The following is a 21,972-nucleotide window of genomic DNA, read 5'->3' as shown; positions in this document are numbered from 1 at the left end:
GAAGTGGAAAAGGCGGCGGTTGTCCTGGTGTGGTCTGCAGAAGGGGCGGCTTGGGTCGCGCAGGTGTTCCACGATGTAAAAAGCCTATGATCTTTGTTCTTAAGCAGAAAAATTAAGGAGAACAGCGGTGACGAAAAAATTCAATGAAAAAGCCTGGCATGAATATGATCTGGGTTTCATGGTGACTCAGCCCGGTTGCGCGGCTGAGTACCGGACCGGTGACTGGCGTTCGCAGCGGCCGCAAACCGACAAGAGCAAATGTATCAAATGCGGGGTCTGCTATCTGGTTTGCCCGGAAGGTTCGATCGTGCTGGCGGCGGATGGCAGCTATGATTTTGATCTGGAGCATTGCAAGGGTTGCGGTATCTGCGCGACCGAGTGCTGGACCGGCTGTATCAGCATGGTTGAGGAGGGCGAGTGATGGGAAAAAGAGTAGGGATTGAGGTTTCACTGGCGATCAGTGAGGCGGTTAAACAGGCTAATGTTGATGCCATAGCTGCCTATCCGATTACGCCGCAGACTCATATCGTTGAGCACCTTTCGGAGCTGGTGGCCGAAGGCACACTTGATGCCGCCTTTATTCCGGTGGAATCGGAGCATTCGGCCATGAGCGTCTGCGCCGGAACCGCCGCCGCCGGCGCCAGAACCTATACCGCGACCAGCTCGCAGGGGCTGGCCCTGATGAACGAGATTCTGTTTATTATTCCGGCCCTGCGTCTGCCGGTGGTGATGACGATCGCCAATCGTTCCTTGTCCGGACCGATCAGTATCTGGAACGATCACAGCGACATCATGAGCGTACGTGATACCGGCTGGATTGCGATTTTTGCCGAAAACGGTCAGGAGGCCTACGACCTGACCCTGCAGTCTTTCAAAATCGCCGAAGATCATCGGGTGTTGCTGCCGATCAGCGTCAATATCGACGGCTTTACCTTAAGTCATGTGATCGAACCCCATGAATTTCTTGATCAGGATGAGGTCGATCAATTTCTGCCTGCATACCAACCGGCGGTCCAGCTTAATCCGGATGCTCCGGTCAGCATGGGCATGGTCGGGATTCCGGAGATCTACACCGAAGCCAAGAAATGTCAGGACGAGGTTCTGAAGGCTTCGATGGCGGTGATCAAAGAGGTTTTCGCCGATTTTGGCAAGCGATTCGGGCGCCGTTATCAGGTTGTCGAAAGTTATCGTGCCGAAGGGGCCGAAACCTTGCTCCTGACCATGGGCAGTGTCAGTGAAACCGCTATGGAAACGATCGATCGGCTGCGAGATCAGGAACAGCGTCCGGTCGGCCTGTTGCGGCTGCGTCTCTGGCGGCCGTTTCCCGTGGAGGATCTGATCGCGGCCATGCCGGGGGTGAAGACTCTGGCGGTAGTTGACCGGGCCGTTTCCTCCGGCGGCACCGGCGGACCCGTGGCCGGGGAAATCCGTTCCGCTCTGTACTCGGTTCAGGACGCGCCCTATGTCGCCAGCTTTATCGCCGGTCTCGGAGGGCGTGATATCACGATCGACGACTTTGCCGTGATGATCACTCAGGCTGAAGCTATGGCGAAAGTCAAGGAAATCCACCAATACAAGATGATAGGAGTGCGGGAATAATGGAGAATTTTAACGTTTACGCCGCCAAACTGGCGCCGCAGCAGGAATCTCTGGCTTCCGGTCATCGTGCCTGTCAGGGCTGCACCGAGCTGCTCGCGGCCCGCCTGGTGGCCAAGACCCTGGGAAAAGATTATATCATCGCCAATGCCACCGGCTGTCTGGAGATCGTAACTTCGTCATATCCTCATTCCGCCTGGCAGGTGCCCTGGATTCATGTCGCCTTTGAAAATGCCGCCGCCGTGGCTTCCGGGGTCGAGGCCGGCATCAAGGTTCTGAAAAGAAAAGGCAGATATCCGGTGGATCGCAAAATCACCATCGTCGCTCAGGCCGGAGACGGGGGCACTGTTGACATCGGTCTGCAGGCTCTTTCCGGAGCGCTGGAGCGCGGTCATGACATGATCTATATCTGTTATGATAACGAGGCCTATATGAACACGGGGATTCAGCGTTCGAGCTCAACGCCCTATGGGGCCACGACCACGACCTCGCCTGCTGGTGAAGTCGAGCCCCTGGGTCAGCATACGATGAAAAAGAATGTCGCCGAGATTGCCGCGGCCCATAATATACCCTATGTCGCCACCGCCTCGCCGAGTTATCCCTTTGACCTGATGGCCAAGGTTAAAAAGGCGGCGGCGATGCCGGGGCCGGCTTATATTCACTGTTTCGTGCCCTGTCCGACGGGGTGGCGCATGGCGCCCAATCTCGCGGTCAGTATTGGTCGGATCGCGGTCGAAAGCAAGGTTTTTCCGCTGTACGAAATTGAAAACGGCGAGTACCGTATGACCGTGACCCACAAGCATCATCGGCCGGTGATCGATTATCTGAAACCGCAGGGGCGTTTTCGGCACTTGAGTGCCGCCAATATCGCCGAGATACAGGCGCAGGTTGATAAATCCTATGACCGCCTGCAGAAAAAAATCCAAATGAGCCGGTCGGAGCTCAACTAAAAGGGGGTCATTATGAGTGCAGAAACGGTAAGCTTGGAGGTTGCAGCCCTCTACGACAATAATCCCGCCAATCTGATCGCCATGTTGCAGGAGATTCAGATACGCAATAAGAATCGTTTCCTGGCCCGCGAAGCCCTCGAGTCCCTGGCCGCTCATCTGGTGCTGCCGGTGGCCAAGGTGTATCGCATCGCCACCTTTTTCAAAGCCTTCAATCTTGAGCCCAAGGGTGAACATATGGTCAGTCTCTGTGTCGGGACGGCCTGCCATGTCCGCGGTGCGGCGCGAGTGCTGGCGGCTTTTGAAGGTGAACTCGGTATTGTCGATGGCGGAACCACCGGCGATTTCAAGTTCTCGATTGAAACGGTTAACTGCGTCGGCGCCTGCGCCCTGGGCCCGGTAGCCGTCATTGATGAAGATTACTATGGTGAATTGGACGCCGACAAGGTTCCTGAGCTGCTCAGTCGTTTTCGTTGAAAACGCGGGTTCGCCGTCCTGCGTTCTGCGGCGGAGCGTTCCCAAGCAGGCAAACTCTTACATGACGAGGATTTTAAGGATATGAAGAAGATAGAGAGTGCATCCGGGCTGGATGCCTATCGCGATCAGTGTCGGGCCGAGCGGGATCCCGACCGGCCCATGGTCACCGTTTGTACCGGTACCGGTTGCCAGGCGCATGGTTGTGACAAGGTGGTCGAACTCTTGCGGGCGGAGCTGGAGAAAGCCGGCTTGGGGAAAAAGGTCGAGGTTAAAACCACCGGCTGCCATGGTTATTGTGAAAAAGGGCCTCTGGCCGTAATCCGGCCGGAAGGAATCCTGTATCAGCGGGTCAAGGAAAAACAAGTCGCCGAAATTGTCAGTCAGACGATCGCCAAAGGTGAAGTGCTGGACAAGTTGCTTTTTTTCGATTCTAAGACCAAACAGCGGATTAAACTTGAGGCGGATGTGCCTTTTTACAGATTGCAGGAACGTTTGGTTTTCGGAGACAACGGCTATATTGATCCGACCAGTATCGAGGATTATCTGGCGATCGGCGGTTACCAGGCCCTGCAGAAGGTCCTGGCCACGATGAGCGCCGATCAGGTGCTGGCCGAGGTCAAGGAGGCCGGTCTGCGCGGGCGGGGGGGCGGTGGCTTTCCTACCGGTCGCAAATGGGAATCGGCGAAAAAAGCCGTCGGCGCGGTCAAGTACGTGATCTGTAATGCCGACGAAGGCGATCCCGGAGCCTACATGGACCGTAGCCTGCTCGAAGGTAATCCTCACGCCATTGTCGAAGGGATGATGATCGGCGCTTTTGCCATCGGGGGCACGGCCGGCTATGTTTACGTGCGGAACGAATACCCGCAGGCGGTCAGGAATCTGCAGTGTGCCATTGACCGGGCCCGGGCCCTCGGATTGCTGGGCGAAAACATTTTGGGCAGTGACTTCAGTTTCGACATTCATATCAGCAAGGGCGGCGGCGCCTTTGTCTGTGGTGAATCCAGTGCTCTGATCGCCTCGATCGAAGGAGAGGTCGGCGAACCCCGGGCCAAACATATTCATATGGCCGAGAGCGGTCTCTGGGGCAAACCTACAGTTCTCAACAATGTGGAAACCTGGGCGAATGTGCCGCTGATTATCAACCGTGGTGCCGCCTGGTATAAAAGCATCGGCACGGCCGGCAGTGCCGGGACCAAGATTTTCAGCCTCGTCGGCAAGGTCAAGAATACCGGCTTGGTCGAGGTGCCGATGGGGACCAGCCTGCGTAAGATTATCTTTGAAATCGGAGGGGGAATTCCCAAAAACCGCTCTTTCAAAGCGGTGCAGACCGGCGGGCCTTCGGGCGGCTGCATTCCCGAGGCCCATCTCGACATGCCGGTTGATTTTGACGAGTTGACCAAAATCGGTTCAATGATGGGCTCGGGCGGCATGATCGTCATGGATGACCAGACCTGCATGGTGGATGTCGCCAAATATTTTGTTGGCTTCCTCAAGGAAGAATCCTGCGGCAAGTGTACGACCTGCCGCGAGGGACTGCAGCGCATGTATGAAATTCTGGAAAAAATCACGTTCGGTAAAGGAACCCTGTCCGATCTTGAACTGTTGGAGGAAATGGCGCCGGTGATTCAGCAGGCTTCGATGTGTGGGCTCGGTAAAACCGCGCCCAATCCGGTTTTGAGTACCCTACGTTATTTTCGGGATGAGTATCTGGCTCACATTAATGACAAGCAGTGCCCGGCCGGAGTTTGCAAGGCTTTGACCGCTGATGTTCAGGCTTAGGGAGGAATGATCATGATTGCTGTCACGATTAACGGGAAAAAAAGTGAAGTCGAGCGCGGAACGACGATTCTCAAAGCGGCCGCTGCGCTCAATATTAAGATTCCGACCCTCTGTAACCATGAATTGCTTGAGCCCTACGGAGCCTGCCGGCTCTGTCTGGTTGAGATCGTCGAGGGAGACCGGTCGACGGTGACCACCTCCTGTAACTATCCGATCACCAAGCCCCTGGTGGTTGAAACCGAGAGTAAAACGGCGGTCAAAGCCCGGCGGATGGTGCTGGAGATGCTGCTGGCCCGCTGCAACACCTCGCCCGAGCTCGATCGTCTGGCGGCGAAACATGGTTTGAGCGGCTCGCGTTTTGAGTTGCGTTACGATGATTGTATTTTGTGCGGTCTCTGCGAGCGGGTCTGCCGCGAAGTGGTGGGCGCCAATGCCATCACCTTTGCCCAGCGCGGGGCTGAGCGGGTGGTGGTGCCGCCTTTTGGTGGGGAGGCGGAACAGTGTATCGGTTGCGGAGCCTGTGTTTACGTTTGCCCGACCGGCGCGATTCAGATTCAGGAGGATGGTGACCAGAAGATCATCGACCGCTGGTCCCGGGTTCTGGAACTGAAATACTGCAAAGCCTGCGGGGTTGAAGTCGCTCCGGCTTTTCAGTGCGATTATTTTCAGAAAAAAGCCGATCTGCCTGAGGATTTTTTCGATTTGTGCCGGGATTGTCGGGTCGCCTCCCGCTAGAATGAGCACGATTTAAAAAAAAATGCGTTTCACAGATAGAAAAGCCGGTCCGGGGAACTGCCCCGACCGGCTTTTCTGGGTCTGAAGTCGAGAACCTCTTGGCCCGCGGTCCCTGGGGCGATAATCTTTGTTTTTCTGACTGAAAGTGACGGTATAGTGATGGAAAATGTTTGAAATCGGGTGATCAGTCTGGTAGTATCAGCTGCGGGTTTTTGCCCTGTAATTTAAGCGTTGCTTGCTTGCGGGCGAAAAAATGCGGAATCTGACTGCGGCATTAAAGGTTGGTGACCTTTAACATGGGCGACATGTAATGGATAATCGGGAAACTTTATTGGATCTGGCCCGGCATCTGGGTGCGGTTGACGCGGTTTTAATTGATGCGGCCGAGATTGTGGTCCGGGATGAGCTGGCGGGAATGTGTTTCGAGCCGTGCTGCGATGGTTATGGTCGTTCGCTGAGTTGCCCGCCGCATGTCGGCGGGCCTGAGTCGCTGCGTAAGCTGTTGCCTGATTATCGACAGGCCCTGGTTTTCAAGGTCGAGGTGCCCAAGGAGGTGGCTTTTTCCTTTGAACGCAATGAGGTTCTGGCGCTGATTCATGAAATTGGGGCCGGGGTGGAAAAGGTGGCTCGTAAAAATGGAGCTCCCCAAGCCCGGGCCTTCGCCGGGGGCTCCTGCAAAGAGCTTTTCTGTGCCGATTATCCCGAATGCCGAGTGCTGCATGAAGGCAAGACCTGCCGTCATCCTCAGCTGGCGCGACCGTCAATGTCTGGATACGGCATCGATGTTGCCCGGTTGTTGGAGAGCGCCGGCTGGCCGCAGAACTCAGGGGTCGCCAAAAAAGAAGTGGCGATGGCCATTTTTGCGGGTCTGGTGCTGCTGGATTAAGCGTTCGTTTGCTTTTTGCCTGCAGCTTCAGACAAGGCCAGAAAATTTTTCAGAATATCCATGCCGACCTGGGTGAGGATCGATTCCGGATGAAACTGAATGCCCCAGATCGGTAACTGCCGGTGGCGCACCGCCATGATTTCCTGGTCATCCAGGGCTCTGGCGGTAACTTCAAGGCAGGTCGGCAGGGTCTCTGGGGCGATTACCAGAGAATGGTAGCGGGTTGCCGTAAAGGGATTGGCGATGTCCTGGAAAATTCCCCGGCCGTCGTGTTCGACCTGTGAAGTCTTGCCATGCATGATCCGCCCGGCCCGGACGATCTTGCCGCCGAAAGCCGCCCCGATGCTCTGGTGCCCGAGACAGACCCCGAGAATCGGGATTCTGCCGGCAAACTCTTTGATCGCGGCAACCGAAATACCGGCTTCGGTCGGGGTGCAGGGTCCCGGAGAGATCACCAGCTGCCGGGGCCCGAGGGCCGCGATTCCTTCCAGGTTGATCTCGTCATTGCGCCGGACTTCGACCCGTTGCCCCAGCATGCCGAAATATTGAACGATATTGTAGGTGAAAGAATCATAGTTGTCTATCATCAGCAGCATGGTCGCGCCTATTTCCCGAAACCGTCAACAATCAAGGTTCCGCTTTTGCTGTCCTTGCTGACCTGAAGATAATTACGTTTAGCGCAGTCGAGCAGCATCTCGCTGAAAGAACGGTAACCCAGGGTTGACTCGTTAAAGGATGGTCGTTTACGCTGCATGGTCTGCTTGATCATTGAGGACCAGAGAATTTCCTTGTTTTCCCTCATCAGGGCGGTGATCGATTCAAAAAGAAGCTCAAAGGCGTCGCGTTTTTCCTCCGGAATGTCACCGGCGATTCGGGGCGGGGTCATCTGCGAGGCCTGTTCCAGGTCTTCATAAAAGATAAATTCGTCACAGTTGTCGCTTAACAGGCTGGAGGTGCTTTCGCGCATGCCGATGCCGATGACCTGCTTGCCGTTTTCTTTGAGCTTGGCAACCAGTGGGGAAAAATCGCTGTCGCCGGAGACGATGACAAAGGTATCGATGTGATCTTTGGAATAGGACATGTCCATGGCATCGACACAAAGACGGATGTCGGCTGAGTTCTTGCCGGTCATGCGTCTTCTGGGGATTTCAACCAATTCAATGGCGGCGCTGTGAAGCTCTTCCTTGTATTTCGCGTAGCTGGACCAGTCGGCATAGGCTTTTTTGGCGATGACCTTGCCCTTTTCCACTAGCCTGGCAAGAATGGTAGAGATTTCAAACTTCTCGTTTTTTTTGCGGTTTTTAAAACCCAGGGCCAGATTTTCAAAGTCTATGAAAACCGCCAGCGTATGTTCCTGATCCGACATTCTTTCTCCATGGTACCGAGGCTAAAGGAAATGGTTGGTCGCGTGCAGCCGAAAACCTACTAATGCGGGAATAACCCCGCAACCCAAATGATTTTTCACGGCCCGTACCTAAAGGTATTTCCTTTGGTCACAAATAAGTACTCTTATCAGGCCCAGCAGATCTGGATAAGTTTCTTCATCGGGACATCCCCCTCGGGGATAATCCGTGAAGCACTTAACATTTTCTTGTTTTTGCGGTTGAAAAAAAAGGTTTAAAAAAACGAGAAAATTGCCTGTAAGGTACTAAATGCGGCCAGCCTAGTCAAGCCCAATGTTGTTGGTCGGGCGATCAAGGGGCCTCCATTCAGGTCGGGCGGCGTAATCGCGGACCGTCTGAATGAAGGCCGGGTACCGGCGCGGTGTTTCCCGGCCCTCAGGCTCGGGAGGCTTGCTTCAGGCTTCGGCTTTCAGTTCTTTTTTCAGAATCTTGCCGGTGGCCGTCATCGGCAGGCTGTCGCGAATCTCGACCAGGCGCGGATATTTATAGGAGGCCATCTGTTCTTTTGACCACGAAATAATTTCCTCGGCGGTTGCCGTATGACCTTCTTTCAGGATGACCAGGGCCTTGATTTCTTCGCCATAATGGTCGTCGGGGATGCCGATGACGGCGACCATGGAGATGGCCGGATGGCTGAGGAGAACCTCCTCGATTTCCCGGGGATAGATATTGAAGCCGCCGCGAATGATCATGTCCTTGACCCGGTCGACAACATAGAAAAAACCGTCCTCATCCATGCGCCCGAGATCGCCGCTGTGAAACCACGAGGTGCCTTTGAAGGCGGCCGCGGTAGCTTCCGGTTTGTTGTAGTAGCCTTTCATGATGTTATGGCCGCGAATCGCGATCTCGCCGATTTCTCCGATCGGAACTTCCCGGCTCTGCTGATCGACGATCTTGACTTCGATGCCCCAGATCGGAAAACCGATCGATCCCGGTTTGCAGGGTTTGTGCATCTGGTTGAAGGTCGCCACCGGGCAGGTTTCGGAAAGGCCGTAGCCTTCGAGGATGGGAATGTTATATTTTTCCTGCATGCCCTTGATGGTTTCCAGGGGCAGGGAGGCGCCGCCGGAAGCTCCGACTCTTAAGGTGCGGCTGATTCTTTCGAAATCAAAGCGCCGCTCCTTGTCTTGATAATGCAGCAGGGCCCAGTACATGGTCGGCACTCCGGCAAAAACCGAGGCGCCCTCGTTTTGAATCGCGTTAAAAACCGCTTCTGGAGCAAAGCGGGCAATCAGGATAATGGTGTTGCCTTTCATGAAACCGGCGTTCATTTGCACGGTCTGGCCAAAGGAGTGAAACAGGGGCAGGGTGATGACGTGAATATCGTCATATAACAGACCCAGCAGGTCGCGGCTGCAGGTCGCGTTCATGATCATGTTGGAATGGGAGAGCTCGGCGCCTTTCGGGAAACCGGTGGTTCCCGAGGTGTAAAGAATGACGGCCGTGTCATCGGCCCGGGTCTGCACGGTTTCAAAAGCGGCCGCCTGCGGACCCATCATCATGCCCAGGGTTTCGGCCCCTGGAATCGGCGAGGGGGCTGCCGGATCGGCCGTCATAATCCAAAAATACTTGCAGCTGTCGGTAAGTTGAAAAGCCTTGAAACCCTCTTCCGCCATCGGCAGCTCCGGCGAGCCCTGAAAACAGAAAAAGGCCTTGGCCTCGCTGTCGGCGAGATGGTAGGCGATTTCCCGGCTTTTGAGCAGGACGTTCAGGGGCACGACGGTGGCGCCGCTTTTGAGAATGGCGAAATAGGCCATCGGAAAATAGGGCAGGTTGGGGCAACTCAGGGCGACTTTGTCGCCGGGACGGATGCCGGCTTTGACCAGGCCGTTGGCGATTTTGTTACAGAAAGTATTGAGTTGGGCGTAGGAGATTTTCTGGGCGCCGAAAATAATCGCGTTTTTCTGCGGATATTCCTTGGCGCTGTAATCGAGAACGGTGGCCAGGTTGAGCATGGTTTCCTCCTTGGATTTCAGCCTCTTGATAATCATCAGCCGGCAGGGTTGTTTAAACAACGTTTTAACTGGTCTTGTAAAGCGCCGGCAAAAAATTGTCAAGTTCGGGGTTGCTTTTCGAAGGAAAATTTTCGTGCGCTTGGGTCCAAAACCCCAAGCCAGGGTTTGACAGAGACGAGCGCTTTTCAGTATAAGGGCTGAAAGTCGGCGTGGCCCTGGCTTGGCTGTGGGGTATAAGCGCCCGGTTTGGGTAATTTTTATCAGGGGATCATAAACTATGAGTTTATTGGAACGGATTGCGGCCGACGTCAAGGAGGCTATGAAAAAGCAGGAGAAAATTCGTCTTGGGGCGTTGCGGATGTTGCTGGCGGAGGCAAAGAACCGGCGCATTGAATGTCTGCGTGAACTGGAGGATCAGGATGTGCTGCAGGTGCTCACGCGGATGGTCAAACAGCGTCAGGACTCGGCTGAGCAGTTTGCCCGGGGCGGCCGGGAGGATCTGGCGGCCAAGGAGCGCAGCGAGATCGAATATCTACAGGTTTATCTGCCTCAGGCTCTGAGTCCGGACGAATTGGAGATGATGGTCAAGGAGGCCATTGCCGAGGCCGGTGCCGAAAGCAAGAAGGAGATGGGCCAGGTCATGAAACTGTTGATGCCGAAAATTGCGGGCCGGGCGGACGGCAAGGCGGTCAATCAGCTGGTTGGGCGCTTCCTGGTTTGATGTCGCGGGCTGGTTCATGGTCGGCCCTGGAAAATTCGGCCGCACGGATTCTTGAACTCGATAAGGTTCTGGCCCTGGTGGCCGAGCACGCCCTGACCCTTCCCGGGCGCCAAGCCTTGCTGGCTCTGCATCCGGCTTCACCGGAGGCGTTGGCCGGGTTGCGCGTAAGCCTCAAGGAAACCGCCGCCTGCATGGTTCTGGTGCGCGAATGCGGACCGGCGCCACTGAGCGGGATAGCTGATCTTTATCCTTTTTTAGAGAAAATTCGTTTTCCCGAGAGCTGGTTGTCGCCCCGCGAACTGCTGGTGGTGGCGGCCACCTTCGCCGGTTTGGAAAGGGTGGGCGCGTATCGGCAGCAGGTCAGTGAGCGCGTTGCCGGGCTCTTTCAACCACTAGCCGAGGCCTTCGACGGAATTGAATCTTTTGCTCCGTTATCGCGTCTGCTTGAGAGTTGCATCGGGGGGGACGAGGAGATTCTCGACGGCGCCAGTCTGGAACTGGAGGAAATTCGCCGGCGCATCGCCTCCACGCGGCAACAGATCGATTCCCGCTTGCATGCGGTTCTCGGCGATCCGGAGCTGCAGTCTTATATTCAGGATCACCTGGTAACGATCCGCAATCAGCGTTATGTCCTGCCCTTGCGGACTAATTTTCGCGGCGCCATTCCCGGCATCATTCACGATCATTCCCGCTCGCGGCAGACCTTTTTTGTCGAACCTCTAGAAAGTGTTTCCCTGAACAACCACCTGGCCTTGCTGTTGCAGGATGAAAAACAGGAGGAGCTTAACATTCTGCGCCGAATCGCCGATCGCCTGCGTCAGGCGGCGCCGGCCGTTCGGCTTACCCTGGAAAAGATTTTCGCGCTGGATCAACTGCAGGCCAAGGCCCTTTTCGGAGCCCGAATCAGGGCGGAGGCGCCGGAGCTGACGGCCACGCGTGGTGCCGGTTTTTCCCTGCGCCAGGCCCGTCATCCCTTGCTCGCGGCCACCTTGCCGGCCGCGAGGGTGGTGCCGGTCGACATCGATTTCCCGGCGACCCGCTACGGACTGGTTATTTCCGGGGCCAATACCGGCGGCAAGACCGTAACCCTGAAAACCGCCGGTCTGATCATTCTGATGGCGCGCTGTGGTTTGCTGCTGCCGGTGGCGGCAGATAGCCGCGTGCCGCTGTTTTCCCAGGTGCTGGCCGCCATCGGCGATGGCCAGGATCTGTCGGCTTCGCTCAGCACCTTTTCCGGTCATTTGCTCGCGGTCAAGGCTATTCTCGAAAAGGCCGATGCCGATTCCCTGGTGCTGCTGGATGAGCTTGGGGTCGGCACCGATCCCAAGGAGGGAGCGGCTCTGGCCCAGGCGATTTTACATGAACTTAAAAGCCGGCGCACGACCTTTATGGTGACGACTCATTACAATGATGTCAAATCATATGCCTATGAGGAAGAAGGGGTAAGCAGCGTGGCCGTGGCTTTTGATCCGGCGACCATGAAGCCTCTCTATCATCTTCAGTACGGGGTGCCGGGTTTAAGTAATGCTTTGCTGATCGCTCGCAATCTCGGTTTTTCGCCAGGGTTGATTGAACGGGCCCGGGAGCTGGTCGGCGAAAGTGAAAGCCGGACCGCGACGCTGGCCGCGCGTCTGGAGAAACGTCTCGCCCACAGCGAACGCCATGAGAAGGAACTGCTGGCGCTTAAACAACAGGCCCGGATTGCCGGTCAGCGCCAGGCCCGTCTGGCGGCGGAGCTTGAAGCGGAAAAGGAAAAAATCGCAAACCAGGCCCGCGAGCAGGTCGCGGCCCTGGTCAGGGAAGCGCGGCAGAAATTCAAGGTTCGCCTGGCCGAACTTGAGGCCGCCAAAATTGATTATGAAACGGCCCGGCAAAAGCTCTCGAGCGCAGCCGTCGTCGCCCCGCCGCCGGAAATCAGTCTCGGCCGCTGGCGCGGCGCTTTTAATCAGACGCGCGCTGAGGTGGAACAACTGCTGCCTGCAGTCGAGCGCGAGCGGGCAGAAATTGACTGGTCAAAGCTTGGTGTTGGTGCTCGGGTGATGGTCGCCGGCCAGGTCAAGCCGGCGCAGGTGCTGGCGCTGGAAAAGTCCGGGCAACGAATTACCGTTCTGCTGGAAGGCAATCTGCGCGTAACCTTGAGTCCGGAGCGGATTCTGCGTCATCTACCCGGACCGGCTCCCGTGACTGCAGTCAAAATCAGTCGGGCCGCCGGGGACTTGGCGGAGGATCAGCCCGGAAAAGCTCGTCTGGGCGCGGCCGGGGTCGGCCGGGTTTTAAATCTGGTCGGCAAGCGGGTCGAGGAGGCGGCCGAGTTGCTGCCCTCTTTCATTGATCAGGCGGTACTTGCCGGAGAAACGCAGGTTGAGATCATTCACGGGCATGGCACCGGTCGTTTACGACAGGGGGTGTGGGAAATTCTGCTCGGTTTGCCCTGGGTCGGAAAATGCTTTCATCCTGAGGCCGCCGCCGGTGGGGCCGCGATCACCGTGGTTGAACTCAAAGGCTGAAACCTTAGGCAGCAGAACTTCGGGAACCGCGGGCCAAAGCCGGCGGCATGAAACCTCTGATGCTTTTGTGAAGTAACCCGAGCGGTCACTTCCCGGTAAACTAAACCTGATGCGGGAATAATCCCGCAACCCCAAATGGGGGCCTTCACGGCCCGCAAATAAGTACTCTTATCAGAACATTTTCTTGTTTTTATGGTTGAAAAAATTGTTGAAAAAAACAAGAAAATAACCTGTAAGGTACTAATGCGGGAATAATCCCGCAACCCAAATGGCCTTCACGGCCCGTACCTGAAGGTATTTCAGTTGGTCACCAATAAGTGCTCTGATCAGAACATTTTCTGGTTTTTGTTGTCGTTAAAAATGTTGAAAAAAACCAGAAAATAATCTGTAAGGTACGGAACTCAACCTTTTAAATTTGTGCGCAGATGGCGGACGTAGTTATCAGAATCGTGGATCTGGTCAAGAACTTTGGCCGCCTCCAGGCCGTGGCCGGAGTTTCCCTGGAGGTGTTGCGCGGGGAGATCTTTGCTTATCTGGGTCCCAACGGTTCCGGCAAGACCACGACGATTCGGATTCTCGCCGGTCTCAGCCGGGCGAGTGGCGGCGAGGCCTGGCTCAATGGTTTTTCCGTTGTCCATGAGAGCCTGGCCGCCAGGCAGCAGGTCGGCATCGTACCTCAGAGCAGCAATCTCGACCAGGAACTGACGGTTTTTGAAAACCTGGAAATTCACCGGCGCATGTTCGGTCTGGGCCGGGAAAAACGGCGGCGCATCGACGAGCTGCTAGATTATTTCGCTTTGTCCGAGCGGCGTGATACCCTGGTGCGGGAGCTTTCCGGGGGGCTGAAACGGCGTCTGATGATGGCCCGGGCCCTGCTCCATGAACCCGCGATTCTTTTTCTTGACGAACCCACGGTCGGTCTGGATCCGGGTATTCGGCGCCAGCTCTGGGCCCTGATCAAAAGGGTGCGGCAAGATGGGGTCACCGTTTTTCTGACCACGCATTATATCGAAGAAGCGGAGTTTTTAGCCGATCGGGTTGCTTTTCTGGAACGGGGGCGTCTGGTCGCTCTGGATCGGCCGCAGTGGCTGGTGGACCGGGTTGGGGCATGGTCTCTTGATCGGGTTGGAGAAGGCCGTCTGGAGAGTTTTTATTTTCCCAGCCGGGAAGCGGCGACCGCTGCGGCCGCCGCCCTGACCACGCCCTGTAATCTTCGCCGGGTCAATCTGGAGGATGCCTTTCTGCAAATGACCGGCAAGAAAATAAATGCCGAGTGATGGTTTCTCGTGCTTTACAGGTTGTTTCCCGGCTACACAAGCCAGGAAACTTTCCCGCTGATCTTCATCAGGATTTAATTTGAACCAGGTCTCATCTTTCAGCGCGACGGTTTCCGCTCTGCCCCTGTATGCCCAGGTGGTTTTCAATCTGCCCCTGAGCGTGGAGTTTACCTATCTGGTTGCCGATCCGTTTCTGGTCGCCCGCCTGGAGGTTGGTAAACGAGTGCTGGCGTCTTTTCGCAAACGGCTGACCAGTGGTTATCTTCTGGGCTGGAGTTCGGTTTGTCCGCCCCTGCGGGAGGAGGTCACGCTGTTGCCTCTGGAGGCCGTCATTGATGAAAAGCCTCTTTTTGGGCGCTTTCACCTCGATTTTTATCGGCGGGCGGCCGAGTATTATCAGACCCCTCTGGGGGAGGCGCTGTTTGCTCTGTTGCCCGGGGGGCTGCAGTATCGTTCCCGGCGGGTGGTCGGTTTGGGGGACAAAGGTCTGAGTGCTGTTCTTCCCCGTTCCCCGGTGCTGGCCGCGATGATCATGGTGTTGCGTGAACACGGCCCGTTGCCGGTCGAGGAACTGGCCGACAGGTTGGCCTTGCCGCCGGACCGTTTCATGGCTCGACTTTCAGCCTGGAGTCGTCAGGGCTGGCTTTGCTGCCGGCAGGAGTTGCTTCCACCCCGGGTTCGGGAGCAGTTTGAATTGATTTATGAGATTGTCGATCGGTCGGCCCTGTTAAACGCGCTGGCCGTCTCCCGCATGGCTTCGGAAAAAACCCGGCAGCTTCAGGCCTTTATCGAGGCCGGGGGCTATTTCAGTCGTCGCCGTTTTCTGGCCGCCTTTGCCGGCAGCGCGGCCCTGCTGCGGCGCTGGCAGGAGCAGGGCTGGCTGCAGGCGACGCCGGTGCCCAGGCTCCGTTCCCTGGCTATCAACGACAGCGCGCCCCCGCGATCCCCGCCGGGCCAGGTGGTCCTGACCCCGGCCCAGGCGGCGATTCTGGAAGCCATTCGCCGGGAAAGGGAGCACAATGTTTTCGCCCCCTTTCTCCTGCACGGGGTAACCGGCAGCGGCAAGACCGAAATCTATATCAAGTTGATCGCCGAGGTTCTGAGTCGGGGGCAGGATGCGCTTTATCTGGTGCCGGAAATCGCTTTGACGATTGAACTGGTGGACCGTCTCGTACATGAATTTGGCCCCCTGGTGGCGATTCTGCACAGCGGGCTGACAGAGGGCGAGCGCTATGATCAGTGGCGGCAGATCATGGCCGGAAGAGCCCGAATCGTGGTTGGGGCCCGCTCGGCGGTCTTTGCCCCGCTGGCCCGTCTGGGTTTGATTGTTGTCGACGAAGAACACGAACCTTCCTATAAACAGGAGTCCGGTTTCGCCTATAATGGTCGGGATCTGGCCCTGCTTCGGGGCCAGATGGCGGGTTGCTGTGTGGTGCTGGGCTCAGCCACTCCGGCCCTAGGTACCTATTACAACGCGCGCGCCGGTCGTTATCGTCTCCTGAGTCTGCCGCAGCGCCTTGATGACAAGCCACTGCCGGCGGTGGAAATCGTCGATCTCAACCAGGAGCGTGCCGCGCTGTTTACCTGGGATGGTTTCAGTCCCAGGCTTTTGGAGCGCATGGCGGCGGTTTTTGCCCGGGGTCGCCAGGTGATGCTCTTTCTCAATAAACGTGGTTTTTCGCGCACCCTCTACTGTCTGGGCTGCGGCTACATGCCCGAGTGCCGTCTTTGTTCGGTGCATCAAACCTTTCATAAAAGCCTGAATCTGCTGGTCTGTCACTACTGCGGCGGCCAGCAGCCGCCGCCCGAGGTCTGTCCGCGCTGCGGAGGGAATCGTTTTTTTCCTCTGGGCCTTGGCATTCAGAAACTTGAAGAAAGTCTGCGGCGCTATTTCCCAAAACAGCGGGTGCTGCGCCTGGATCGGGATGCGACCCGGCGCAAGGGTGAGCTGGGTCGGATTCTCGAAGAATTCCGGCAGGGGCAGGCCGCGGTTCTGCTGGGAACCCAGATGCTGGCCAAGGGACATAATTTCCCGCTGGTTGATCTGGTCGGAGTGATTTTTGCCGATCTCTCGCTGGAATTGCCTGAATATACGGCCCCGGAGAGAACCTTTCAGCTTCTGGCCCAGGTTTCCGGCCGGGCCGGCCGCGGGCGGGATGAATCCAGTGGCGAGGTGATCATCCAGACCCTGCAGCCGGAACATTACAGCGTGGTCGCCGCCGCCGCGCATGACTATTCGGCGTTCTATGAACGGGAGCTCAGGGATCGCCGGGAACTAGCCTTCCCCCCCTTTTCCAGTCTGGCCAATCTGAAAGCCTCCGGCCCCGAACAGGACCGGGTGCGCGCATTTCTGCAGGAGGCCAAGAGTATGGGACAGGAGATGCTGAGCGCGGCCGGAGAGAGAGGCATCTTTTTAATGGGACCGGTGCCTTCGGCGATCGTCAAGATTCAGAATCGCTATCGCTGGAACCTGCTCGTTAAGGGGCAGAAACGTCCGCAGCTGCATCACTTTCTGCGTCATTGGCGATCACGGCTGAGTTCCGCGCCGACCCTGACCTGGCGACTGGATATTGATCCGTTGTCGTTTTTCTGAAACACCGCCGGTTACGGTATTTCAGGCCCGCTGCGGTCTCCGGATTGCTGCCGGCTCAGCACAAAGCCCGCTTTTTCATAAAGATGCCGGGCCGGGTCAAGACCGGCAAAGGTCCAGAGATAGATTTTTCGATAATTTCGTTCCCGGCAGAAACCTATCGCCTGGTTAAGCAGTTTTTGGCCCAGCCCCCGGCCCCGCAAGCTGGCCTCGACGATAAACCAGCGCAAATGCGCGCCGTCCCGGGTGTCGGCCCCGAGCGCGTCAATCGCCAGCGACCCTTTGATGCGATGGTTTTCGCGAACCAGCCAGAGGCCGTCCCGGTCCTCTTGGTAGCGCCGCAAGAACCTGCCGAGCCCGGTGGCTACTTGGGCTTCAAAATACAAGCCGAATTGCCAGGGGGCATGGTAATATTCGGCATGCAGGGCCGCGATTTGGCCGATGGCGCCGGTTCGGTAGCCTTGTTCGAGCGTGATTTTGTCGAACATCTCATCGGGGCGCGACATGGTTTTCAGTGCTTTCAGGTTTAGCTTGCGACGAATTTCGGATTTTTTGTCCGCAGGCCTTTGCCGGGCATAACCTTTAAGGTCGAGGTGCCGTGAGTGATCAGTTCCTGCTGCTCGTTGAAAACCCGGGCCTCGGCGTAGCTGATTGATTTCCCCGACCGGAGAGCATAACCTTCGGCGCGCAGCCGCCCGTTTTTAACCGCCTGCAGATAATTGAGCTTGAGATCGATATTGACCAGACCGTCGGCCGCTGGAATCCGCGGAAAGACGGCCCAGAAGGTGGCCGTGTCAATCAGGGTTGAGAGTACGCCGCCGTGGGCAATGCCGTAGGGTTGCAGATGACAGTGGTCCAGGTCGAGCTCGACGGTCACCCGGTCCGTTTCCAGCCGGATCAGGCGCATGCCCAGGTGGCGGGGAAACGGACTGCGGTTGACGATCTCGATGATCTCGTCGGCGTAGTCGGGATTGAAGCTCGAAGCGGGCATTGCCATTTCTCAAAAGACCTTTTCCGCTCCGCAATAGATCTCTTCCACCTTCAAAGCGGCGGCGGCATGGCCGGGATGTTTAGTCGGATTCCAGGTTTTCATGTCATCGAAGATCTCGCCCTCGCGCAGATACTGAATCGACCCCTTGGCCTGATAGGCTTTGCCTTCCTTGGTGATAAACAGCACCGAGCCCCGGCTGCCGGCCAGGATATTCTTCTTGGTCTTGTCAAAATAATTGTCGGCAATCACAATCAGGTCTTCACCATATCTGGCCGAGCAGGTGATATAGACGGCATTGGGCTGGCCCTGCTTGTCGACGGTTGTGAATATGATGCGCTCTTCACGATTTTTCCAGGCTTCATTGACGATTTCTGGTAACTTGGCCATGGTGAAACTCCTTGGTTATCGTGGCCCGTCGCTTCTTTTTGATGCTTTCGCGAAGCGTTCCGGACTGGTGGTTTACGGGTTCGATAAAGCCCGATACTATCAGGTTAATGAATAATTTCAAAGATAAAAAAGCAGGGAAATGACTTTGTTTCACGAAGACCAGGCCAGCATCAGAATGCGAAGTCCGACAAAGGCCAGCGCGGTCGCCAGGCCGCGAATGATCCAGCTGCCCCGCATGCGATCGGAAAGCCGGGCGCCGAGTTGTGCGCCCCCCATAACCCCCAGCCCGAGAAAAATCGTCAGCTGTACTCCGCTTTCTGAAAATGAACCGGTAAGCATATGGACGATGGTGCCGGCCAGGGCCATGATCGCCAGAATGAAATGCGAGGTTGCCGTCGCCAGATGGACGGGAAAGTTCAGCAGGCGCACCAGGATCGGAACATGGACAATCCCGCCGCCGATGCCGAGCAGGCTTGAAAGGTAGCCGACGAACAGGCTCAGCCACAGTCCGAGATTCAGATTATAAGAAAAAACATGGATCTTGCCGTTACTTTCAACCACCTTTCTGGACGTGAGCTGTTTGCCGCCAGTCCGGGCGGGGGCGGGCTCGGTTTCACGGAAAAAAGCAAGGTAGAGCGCCGCCGCGATCATTATAATGCCAAAAACGACGTTGAACAGCCGGCGGGGGAAGAAATCGGTGGTCAGGGCCCCGATAACGGCGCCGGGGATCGTCGCGGCAGCAAACAGCAGTCCGGATCTGTAATCGATGCGTCTTTTCCAGGCGTAGGCCAGGGAGCCGGACAGGGCGTTGCAGAAAACCACGGCCAGCGAGATGCTGGTTATGGTTTGCGGGCTTTCCTGAGGGTAGAGGAGCAGCAGCACGGGGACCAGCACAAAGCCGCCGCCGGCGCCGATCAGGGTGCCGATCGCGCCCAGGGCCAGGCTCAGGACACTGAGCCAGAGATAACTCACCATGATTGATATCCGTTTTTTAGGGGTTGACTTGCCTTGTGGCCGCTGTCCGCGGTCGGGGTTTCGTTTTGGAGTCGTTACCCGACCGGGCACCGCCGGGCCACAGACCCTAAAGCTGGGTTCCGTCCAGGTCGGCCGCGCATTTGAAACCAAAAAGGGGGCGAGCTTGTCGCACGGCGGCCAGCACGGCCTGTTCCATGATTCTGGCCGCGAGCAGGCCGAGAACGCTTAAATCCGCCTCGACCCGGCCTCCGGCCAGGGTGAAGATGGTGTCGCCGTCGAACATGGTATGGGCCGGGCGCATGGTGCGCGCGTAACCATTCTGAGCCATGGTGGCCAGCTTACCGGCCTGGGCCTTGGTCAACTTGGCGTTGGTGGCGATGACGCCGATGGTGGTGTTGCCGGCAAAGAGATTTTTACATTGGCCGTAAGCTTCGATCATGACGGCTTCGGTGTCGGCTGTTTGGGTGCGATCCTCATGTAACAGGCCGGCCAGCCGTCTGCCGGTGTCGGGGTCGATCACGTCACCCAGACAATTGACCGCGACCAGGGCGCCGATTTGCAGCTCTCCCAGTTGTACGGCATGGCAGCCGAGACCGCCTTTCATGGCCCGTTCCGGACCCAGAATCTTACCGACCGTGGCCCCGGTGCCGGCGCCGACGTTGCCTTCCGGGCAGGTTCCGCGGGCGGCGTTACAGCAGGCTTGATAACCCATCGCCTTGTCCGGGCGGATACGGTGATCGCCGACCGTCAGATCGAAGAGCACCGCCCCGCAGACGATCGGCACCCGGGTCACCTGAACATCAAAGCCGATGGCCCTTTCTTCGAGATACTGCATCACCCCGGCGGCGGCGTCAAGCCCGAAGGCGCTGCCGCCGGCGAGCAGCACCGCGTGAATCTTTTCGACCAGGTTGACGGGATCGAGGAGGTCGCTTTCCCGGGTTCCCGGAGCTCCGCCCCGAATGTCGATGCCGGCGGTGGCCCCCTTTTCACAGAGGATTACGGTGCAGCCCGTACCGGCGCTAAGATCTTCGGCATGCCCGACTCTGATGTCGTCAATTTCGGAAAAAGCGATGGTGCGCATCATGCTGGAACTCCTTTGAAATCCGTGCTTATGAAGGGTTTGGGGTAAGCTTGCGGTAGCCCCTCAGCCCAAAGGTTTGAAAGCATTGCGGGACTCGGCTTTCGGGGTCCTGACCTGATTTCCGGAGGGAATCGGAATCGTGTCCCCGGCTGAACCGCGGCAACTTTTTTAATCAGGTTTTCAGAAGGCTTGGGGTCCGGTGCTTTTGGGCGCTCGTCACCGTCTTGCTAATATTTATGGGCGGGCTTGTCAATCAAATAGCTCAGTTCAAACCGAAGGCGGCAGGACGGTGCCGACCGCGCCTGGTTTCTCCGCGGCCGCGCGGTGGCCCCAAAAGCCCCGGCCGTAAATTTAGGTTGATTTTTCATGCTGTAGTTGTGTAGGAGAAGGATTTTGTTGCTGCGCGTGGATTCAGGTGGCTTGCGGTTTCCCGGTTTCCAGAAGTTTTGTGCTGGCGGGAAAAGGCTTTTTCATGTGGGGAAAATATCTAGTCGGAGTTGTTGCTTATGAAGTTTTATGTTTTCGTCGCTCGCTGCTTGCGGGAGGTTTTTCCGGTTTTTGCCGCGCTGCTGTTTTTTGCTTTCTCACCGGCAGCGGTGCTGGCGGATGTGGCCGAGAAGAAGATGCCCCCGCCCCCGAGGGTGTTGGTCAGCCGCATCGTGGAGCAGGATATCTCTCCGGTTACTGAATATGTCGGTCATATCGAGGCCATTCAGGCGGTTGACCTGCGGGCTCGGGTCGAGGGTTTTCTCGAAAAGGTGGCTTTTGCCGAAGGGGATATGGTCAGTCAGGGGCAGCTGCTTTATGTGATCGAACAGGCGCCCTATCAGGCCCGTCTGGCCGCGGCCCGGGCCCGGGTAGCGGAAGCCCGGGCCGAGGAGGCGCGGACCGGACAGCATCTGGAGCGTCTGCGCAAGGCGAAACCGGAAAGTATCCCCGCCACAGATCTGGATAATGCCGAAGCCGCCGTACTGATGGCCGCGGCCAAACGCGCCGAAGCCGAGGCCCAGCTTGCTATTGCCGAGCTTGATTACAGTTATACCACCGTCAAAGCTCCGATCGCCGGGCGTATCGGACGCACCGCCTATACCCGGGGAAATCTGGTCGGCCCCGCCTCGGGAGCCTTGGCCCGGATTGTTCAGGTTGATCCTATTCGCGTGGTTTACGCCGTCAGCGAGAACGACCTCAATGCGATCATGACGGCGCTCGGCGATGTCGACGGGGGGCGGGGTAATCGTTTGCTGGCTCCGGAACTGCGTCTGGCCGACGGCGTCCTGGTTAGTGCCGGTCGGGTCGCTTTCGTCGATAATCAGATTGATGCGGCGACCGGTACCATTGCCGTGCGCGCGGCTTTTGCCAACGGCGCCGGTCGTTTGATTCCGGGCCAGTATGTGACCGCCGTGATTCGCGCCAGTCAGCCCAGACTGCAGCCGCTGGTGCCCCAGGAAGCGGTCATGATCGATAAATCGGGGGCCAAGGTCCTGGTGGTCGACCAGGCCAATGTGGTCCAATCCCGGCCGCTGCGCGTTGGTCCGGCCCACGGTTTTTTCTGGGTGGTCGAGTCGGGGCTGGCGGCCGGTGAGCTGGTTGTGGTTCAGGGTCTCCAGAAGGTTCGGCCCGGCCAGACGGTGCTGCCGGAAATCCGGGAAGGCCAGGTGCGCTAGC

General features: G+C 57.2%; 20 protein-coding genes. 12 read left to right on the top strand and 8 right to left on the bottom strand.

The genetic code is table 11. From position 1 onward, the window contains the following. Window positions 1-178: 178 nt before the first annotated feature. The 7 genes from porD to ENN66_07745 all read left to right on the top strand — a co-directional run bounded on the left by porD (window position 179) and on the right by ENN66_07745 (window position 6,420). A complete protein-coding gene (gene porD / locus ENN66_07775; protein HDS16488.1) occupies window positions 179-421 on the top strand; it encodes a pyruvate synthase subunit PorD in 243 nt (80 codons plus the stop codon). Further along, window positions 421-1,599, top strand: coding sequence for a pyruvate ferredoxin oxidoreductase (gene porA, locus ENN66_07770; protein ID HDS16487.1), 1,179 nt, complete (start codon window positions 421-423; stop codon window positions 1,597-1,599). The genes porD and porA overlap by 1 nt, the downstream gene beginning before the upstream one ends. After that, window positions 1,599-2,546, top strand: coding sequence for a pyruvate synthase subunit beta (locus ENN66_07765; GenBank protein ID HDS16486.1), 948 nt, complete (start codon window positions 1,599-1,601; stop codon window positions 2,544-2,546). Before porA ends, ENN66_07765 begins: the two co-directional genes overlap by 1 nt. Before the next feature lie 12 nt (window positions 2,547-2,558). Beyond that, the gene (locus ENN66_07760; GenBank protein HDS16485.1) at window positions 2,559-3,020 is read left to right on the top strand and encodes an NAD(P)H-dependent oxidoreductase subunit E; all 462 of its coding nucleotides are present in this window, start codon (window positions 2,559-2,561) and stop codon (window positions 3,018-3,020) included. An 81-nt stretch (window positions 3,021-3,101) separates the two neighbouring features. Next, entirely contained in the window at window positions 3,102-4,799 is a 1,698-nt protein-coding gene (locus ENN66_07755; GenBank protein ID HDS16484.1) for an NADH-quinone oxidoreductase subunit F, read from the top strand. 6 nt (window positions 4,800-4,805) lie between these two features. After that, a complete protein-coding gene (locus tag ENN66_07750) occupies window positions 4,806-5,534 on the top strand; it encodes a 2Fe-2S iron-sulfur cluster binding domain-containing protein (protein ID HDS16483.1) in 729 nt (242 codons plus the stop codon). A gap of 310 nt (window positions 5,535-5,844) precedes the next feature. Beyond that, entirely contained in the window at window positions 5,845-6,420 is a 576-nt protein-coding gene (locus tag ENN66_07745; protein ID HDS16482.1) for a DUF2284 domain-containing protein, read from the top strand. On the opposite strand, the gene ENN66_07740 is transcribed toward ENN66_07745, so the two are convergent. From ENN66_07740 to ENN66_07730, 3 genes are all read right to left on the bottom strand, one after another. Then, window positions 6,417-7,016, bottom strand: coding sequence for an aminodeoxychorismate/anthranilate synthase component II (locus tag ENN66_07740; protein ID HDS16481.1), 600 nt, complete (start codon window positions 7,014-7,016; stop codon window positions 6,417-6,419). The genes ENN66_07745 and ENN66_07740 overlap by 4 nt on opposite strands. Before the next feature lie 8 nt (window positions 7,017-7,024). Continuing rightward, entirely contained in the window at window positions 7,025-7,786 is a 762-nt protein-coding gene (locus ENN66_07735; GenBank protein HDS16480.1) for an NYN domain-containing protein, read from the bottom strand. Between the two features lie 432 nt (window positions 7,787-8,218). After that, window positions 8,219-9,778, bottom strand: a complete 1,560-nt coding sequence (locus ENN66_07730) for a long-chain fatty acid--CoA ligase (GenBank protein ID HDS16479.1) — start codon at window positions 9,776-9,778, stop codon at window positions 8,219-8,221. A gap of 277 nt (window positions 9,779-10,055) precedes the next feature. Here ENN66_07730 and ENN66_07725 point away from each other — a divergent pair, with 277 nt between their 5' ends. The 4 genes from ENN66_07725 to priA all read left to right on the top strand — a co-directional run bounded on the left by ENN66_07725 (window position 10,056) and on the right by priA (window position 16,876). After that, window positions 10,056-10,499: a GatB/YqeY domain-containing protein gene (locus tag ENN66_07725; protein ID HDS16478.1), complete on the top strand. Its 444-nt coding sequence runs from the start codon at window positions 10,056-10,058 to the stop codon at window positions 10,497-10,499. Continuing rightward, window positions 10,499-13,006 (top strand): hypothetical protein, encoded by a 2,508-nt coding sequence (locus ENN66_07720; GenBank protein ID HDS16477.1) that lies wholly within the window; start codon window positions 10,499-10,501, stop codon window positions 13,004-13,006. The genes ENN66_07725 and ENN66_07720 overlap by 1 nt, the downstream gene beginning before the upstream one ends. Before the next feature lie 425 nt (window positions 13,007-13,431). Next, the gene (locus ENN66_07715) at window positions 13,432-14,283 is read left to right on the top strand and encodes an ATP-binding cassette domain-containing protein (GenBank protein HDS16476.1); all 852 of its coding nucleotides are present in this window, start codon (window positions 13,432-13,434) and stop codon (window positions 14,281-14,283) included. A gap of 79 nt (window positions 14,284-14,362) precedes the next feature. After that, the gene (priA, locus tag ENN66_07710; protein ID HDS16475.1) at window positions 14,363-16,876 is read left to right on the top strand and encodes a primosomal protein N'; all 2,514 of its coding nucleotides are present in this window, start codon (window positions 14,363-14,365) and stop codon (window positions 16,874-16,876) included. Window positions 16,877-16,887: 11 nt separating this feature from the next. Here priA and ENN66_07705 read toward each other — a convergent pair whose 3' ends face one another. The 5 genes from ENN66_07705 to ENN66_07685 form a co-directional block, all read right to left on the bottom strand. Then, window positions 16,888-17,361, bottom strand: a complete 474-nt coding sequence (locus tag ENN66_07705) for a GNAT family N-acetyltransferase (GenBank protein ID HDS16474.1) — start codon at window positions 17,359-17,361, stop codon at window positions 16,888-16,890. A gap of 38 nt (window positions 17,362-17,399) precedes the next feature. Next, on the bottom strand, window positions 17,400-17,864 hold the full coding sequence (locus ENN66_07700; protein HDS16473.1) for a PaaI family thioesterase: 465 nt from the start codon (window positions 17,862-17,864) through the stop codon (window positions 17,400-17,402). 9 nt (window positions 17,865-17,873) lie between these two features. Then, window positions 17,874-18,251: a pyridoxamine 5'-phosphate oxidase family protein gene (locus ENN66_07695; protein ID HDS16472.1), complete on the bottom strand. Its 378-nt coding sequence runs from the start codon at window positions 18,249-18,251 to the stop codon at window positions 17,874-17,876. A 150-nt stretch (window positions 18,252-18,401) separates the two neighbouring features. Beyond that, window positions 18,402-19,226, bottom strand: coding sequence for a sulfite exporter TauE/SafE family protein (locus ENN66_07690; GenBank protein HDS16471.1), 825 nt, complete (start codon window positions 19,224-19,226; stop codon window positions 18,402-18,404). Between the two features lie 106 nt (window positions 19,227-19,332). Beyond that, the gene (locus ENN66_07685; protein HDS16470.1) at window positions 19,333-20,307 is read right to left on the bottom strand and encodes a peptidase S58 family protein; all 975 of its coding nucleotides are present in this window, start codon (window positions 20,305-20,307) and stop codon (window positions 19,333-19,335) included. Window positions 20,308-20,813: 506 nt separating this feature from the next. On the opposite strand from ENN66_07685, the gene ENN66_07680 reads away from it, so the two are divergent. After that, window positions 20,814-21,971: an efflux RND transporter periplasmic adaptor subunit gene (locus tag ENN66_07680; protein HDS16469.1), complete on the top strand. Its 1,158-nt coding sequence runs from the start codon at window positions 20,814-20,816 to the stop codon at window positions 21,969-21,971. Window position 21,972 lies beyond the last annotated feature (1 nt).

Source organism: Pseudomonadota bacterium (genome assembly GCA_011049115.1).
Classification (GTDB): domain Bacteria; phylum Desulfobacterota; class Anaeroferrophillalia; order Anaeroferrophillales; family Tharpellaceae; genus DSCM01.
The sequence above is the reverse complement of the archived record's forward strand: the minus strand, read 5'-3'. Positions and strand labels throughout refer to the sequence as shown.

Excerpts from the sequence above, each read along its gene's own strand:
- porD (HDS16488.1), top strand. The coding sequence starts at position 179 with ATGGTGACTCAGCCCGGTTGCGCGGCTGAGTACCGGACCGGTGACTGG.
- porA (HDS16487.1), top strand. The coding sequence starts at position 421 with ATGGGAAAAAGAGTAGGGATTGAGGTTTCACTGGCGATCAGTGAGGCG.
- ENN66_07765 (HDS16486.1), top strand. The coding sequence starts at position 1,599 with ATGGAGAATTTTAACGTTTACGCCGCCAAACTGGCGCCGCAGCAGGAA.
- ENN66_07760 (HDS16485.1), top strand. The coding sequence starts at position 2,559 with ATGAGTGCAGAAACGGTAAGCTTGGAGGTTGCAGCCCTCTACGACAAT.
- ENN66_07755 (HDS16484.1), top strand. The coding sequence starts at position 3,102 with ATGAAGAAGATAGAGAGTGCATCCGGGCTGGATGCCTATCGCGATCAG.
- ENN66_07750 (HDS16483.1), top strand. The coding sequence starts at position 4,806 with ATGATCATGATTGCTGTCACGATTAACGGGAAAAAAAGTGAAGTCGAG.
- ENN66_07745 (HDS16482.1), top strand. The coding sequence starts at position 5,845 with ATGGATAATCGGGAAACTTTATTGGATCTGGCCCGGCATCTGGGTGCG.
- ENN66_07740 (HDS16481.1), bottom strand. The coding sequence starts at position 7,016 with ATGCTGCTGATGATAGACAACTATGATTCTTTCACCTACAATATCGTT.
- ENN66_07735 (HDS16480.1), bottom strand. The coding sequence starts at position 7,786 with ATGTCGGATCAGGAACATACGCTGGCGGTTTTCATAGACTTTGAAAAT.
- ENN66_07730 (HDS16479.1), bottom strand. The coding sequence starts at position 9,778 with ATGCTCAACCTGGCCACCGTTCTCGATTACAGCGCCAAGGAATATCCG.
- ENN66_07725 (HDS16478.1), top strand. The coding sequence starts at position 10,056 with ATGAGTTTATTGGAACGGATTGCGGCCGACGTCAAGGAGGCTATGAAA.
- ENN66_07720 (HDS16477.1), top strand. The coding sequence starts at position 10,499 with ATGTCGCGGGCTGGTTCATGGTCGGCCCTGGAAAATTCGGCCGCACGG.
- ENN66_07715 (HDS16476.1), top strand. The coding sequence starts at position 13,432 with ATGGCGGACGTAGTTATCAGAATCGTGGATCTGGTCAAGAACTTTGGC.
- ENN66_07705 (HDS16474.1), bottom strand. The coding sequence starts at position 17,361 with ATGTTCGACAAAATCACGCTCGAACAAGGCTACCGAACCGGCGCCATC.
- ENN66_07700 (HDS16473.1), bottom strand. The coding sequence starts at position 17,864 with ATGCCCGCTTCGAGCTTCAATCCCGACTACGCCGACGAGATCATCGAG.
- ENN66_07695 (HDS16472.1), bottom strand. The coding sequence starts at position 18,251 with ATGGCCAAGTTACCAGAAATCGTCAATGAAGCCTGGAAAAATCGTGAA.
- ENN66_07690 (HDS16471.1), bottom strand. The coding sequence starts at position 19,226 with ATGGTGAGTTATCTCTGGCTCAGTGTCCTGAGCCTGGCCCTGGGCGCG.
- ENN66_07685 (HDS16470.1), bottom strand. The coding sequence starts at position 20,307 with ATGCGCACCATCGCTTTTTCCGAAATTGACGACATCAGAGTCGGGCAT.
- ENN66_07680 (HDS16469.1), top strand. The coding sequence starts at position 20,814 with ATGAAGTTTTATGTTTTCGTCGCTCGCTGCTTGCGGGAGGTTTTTCCG.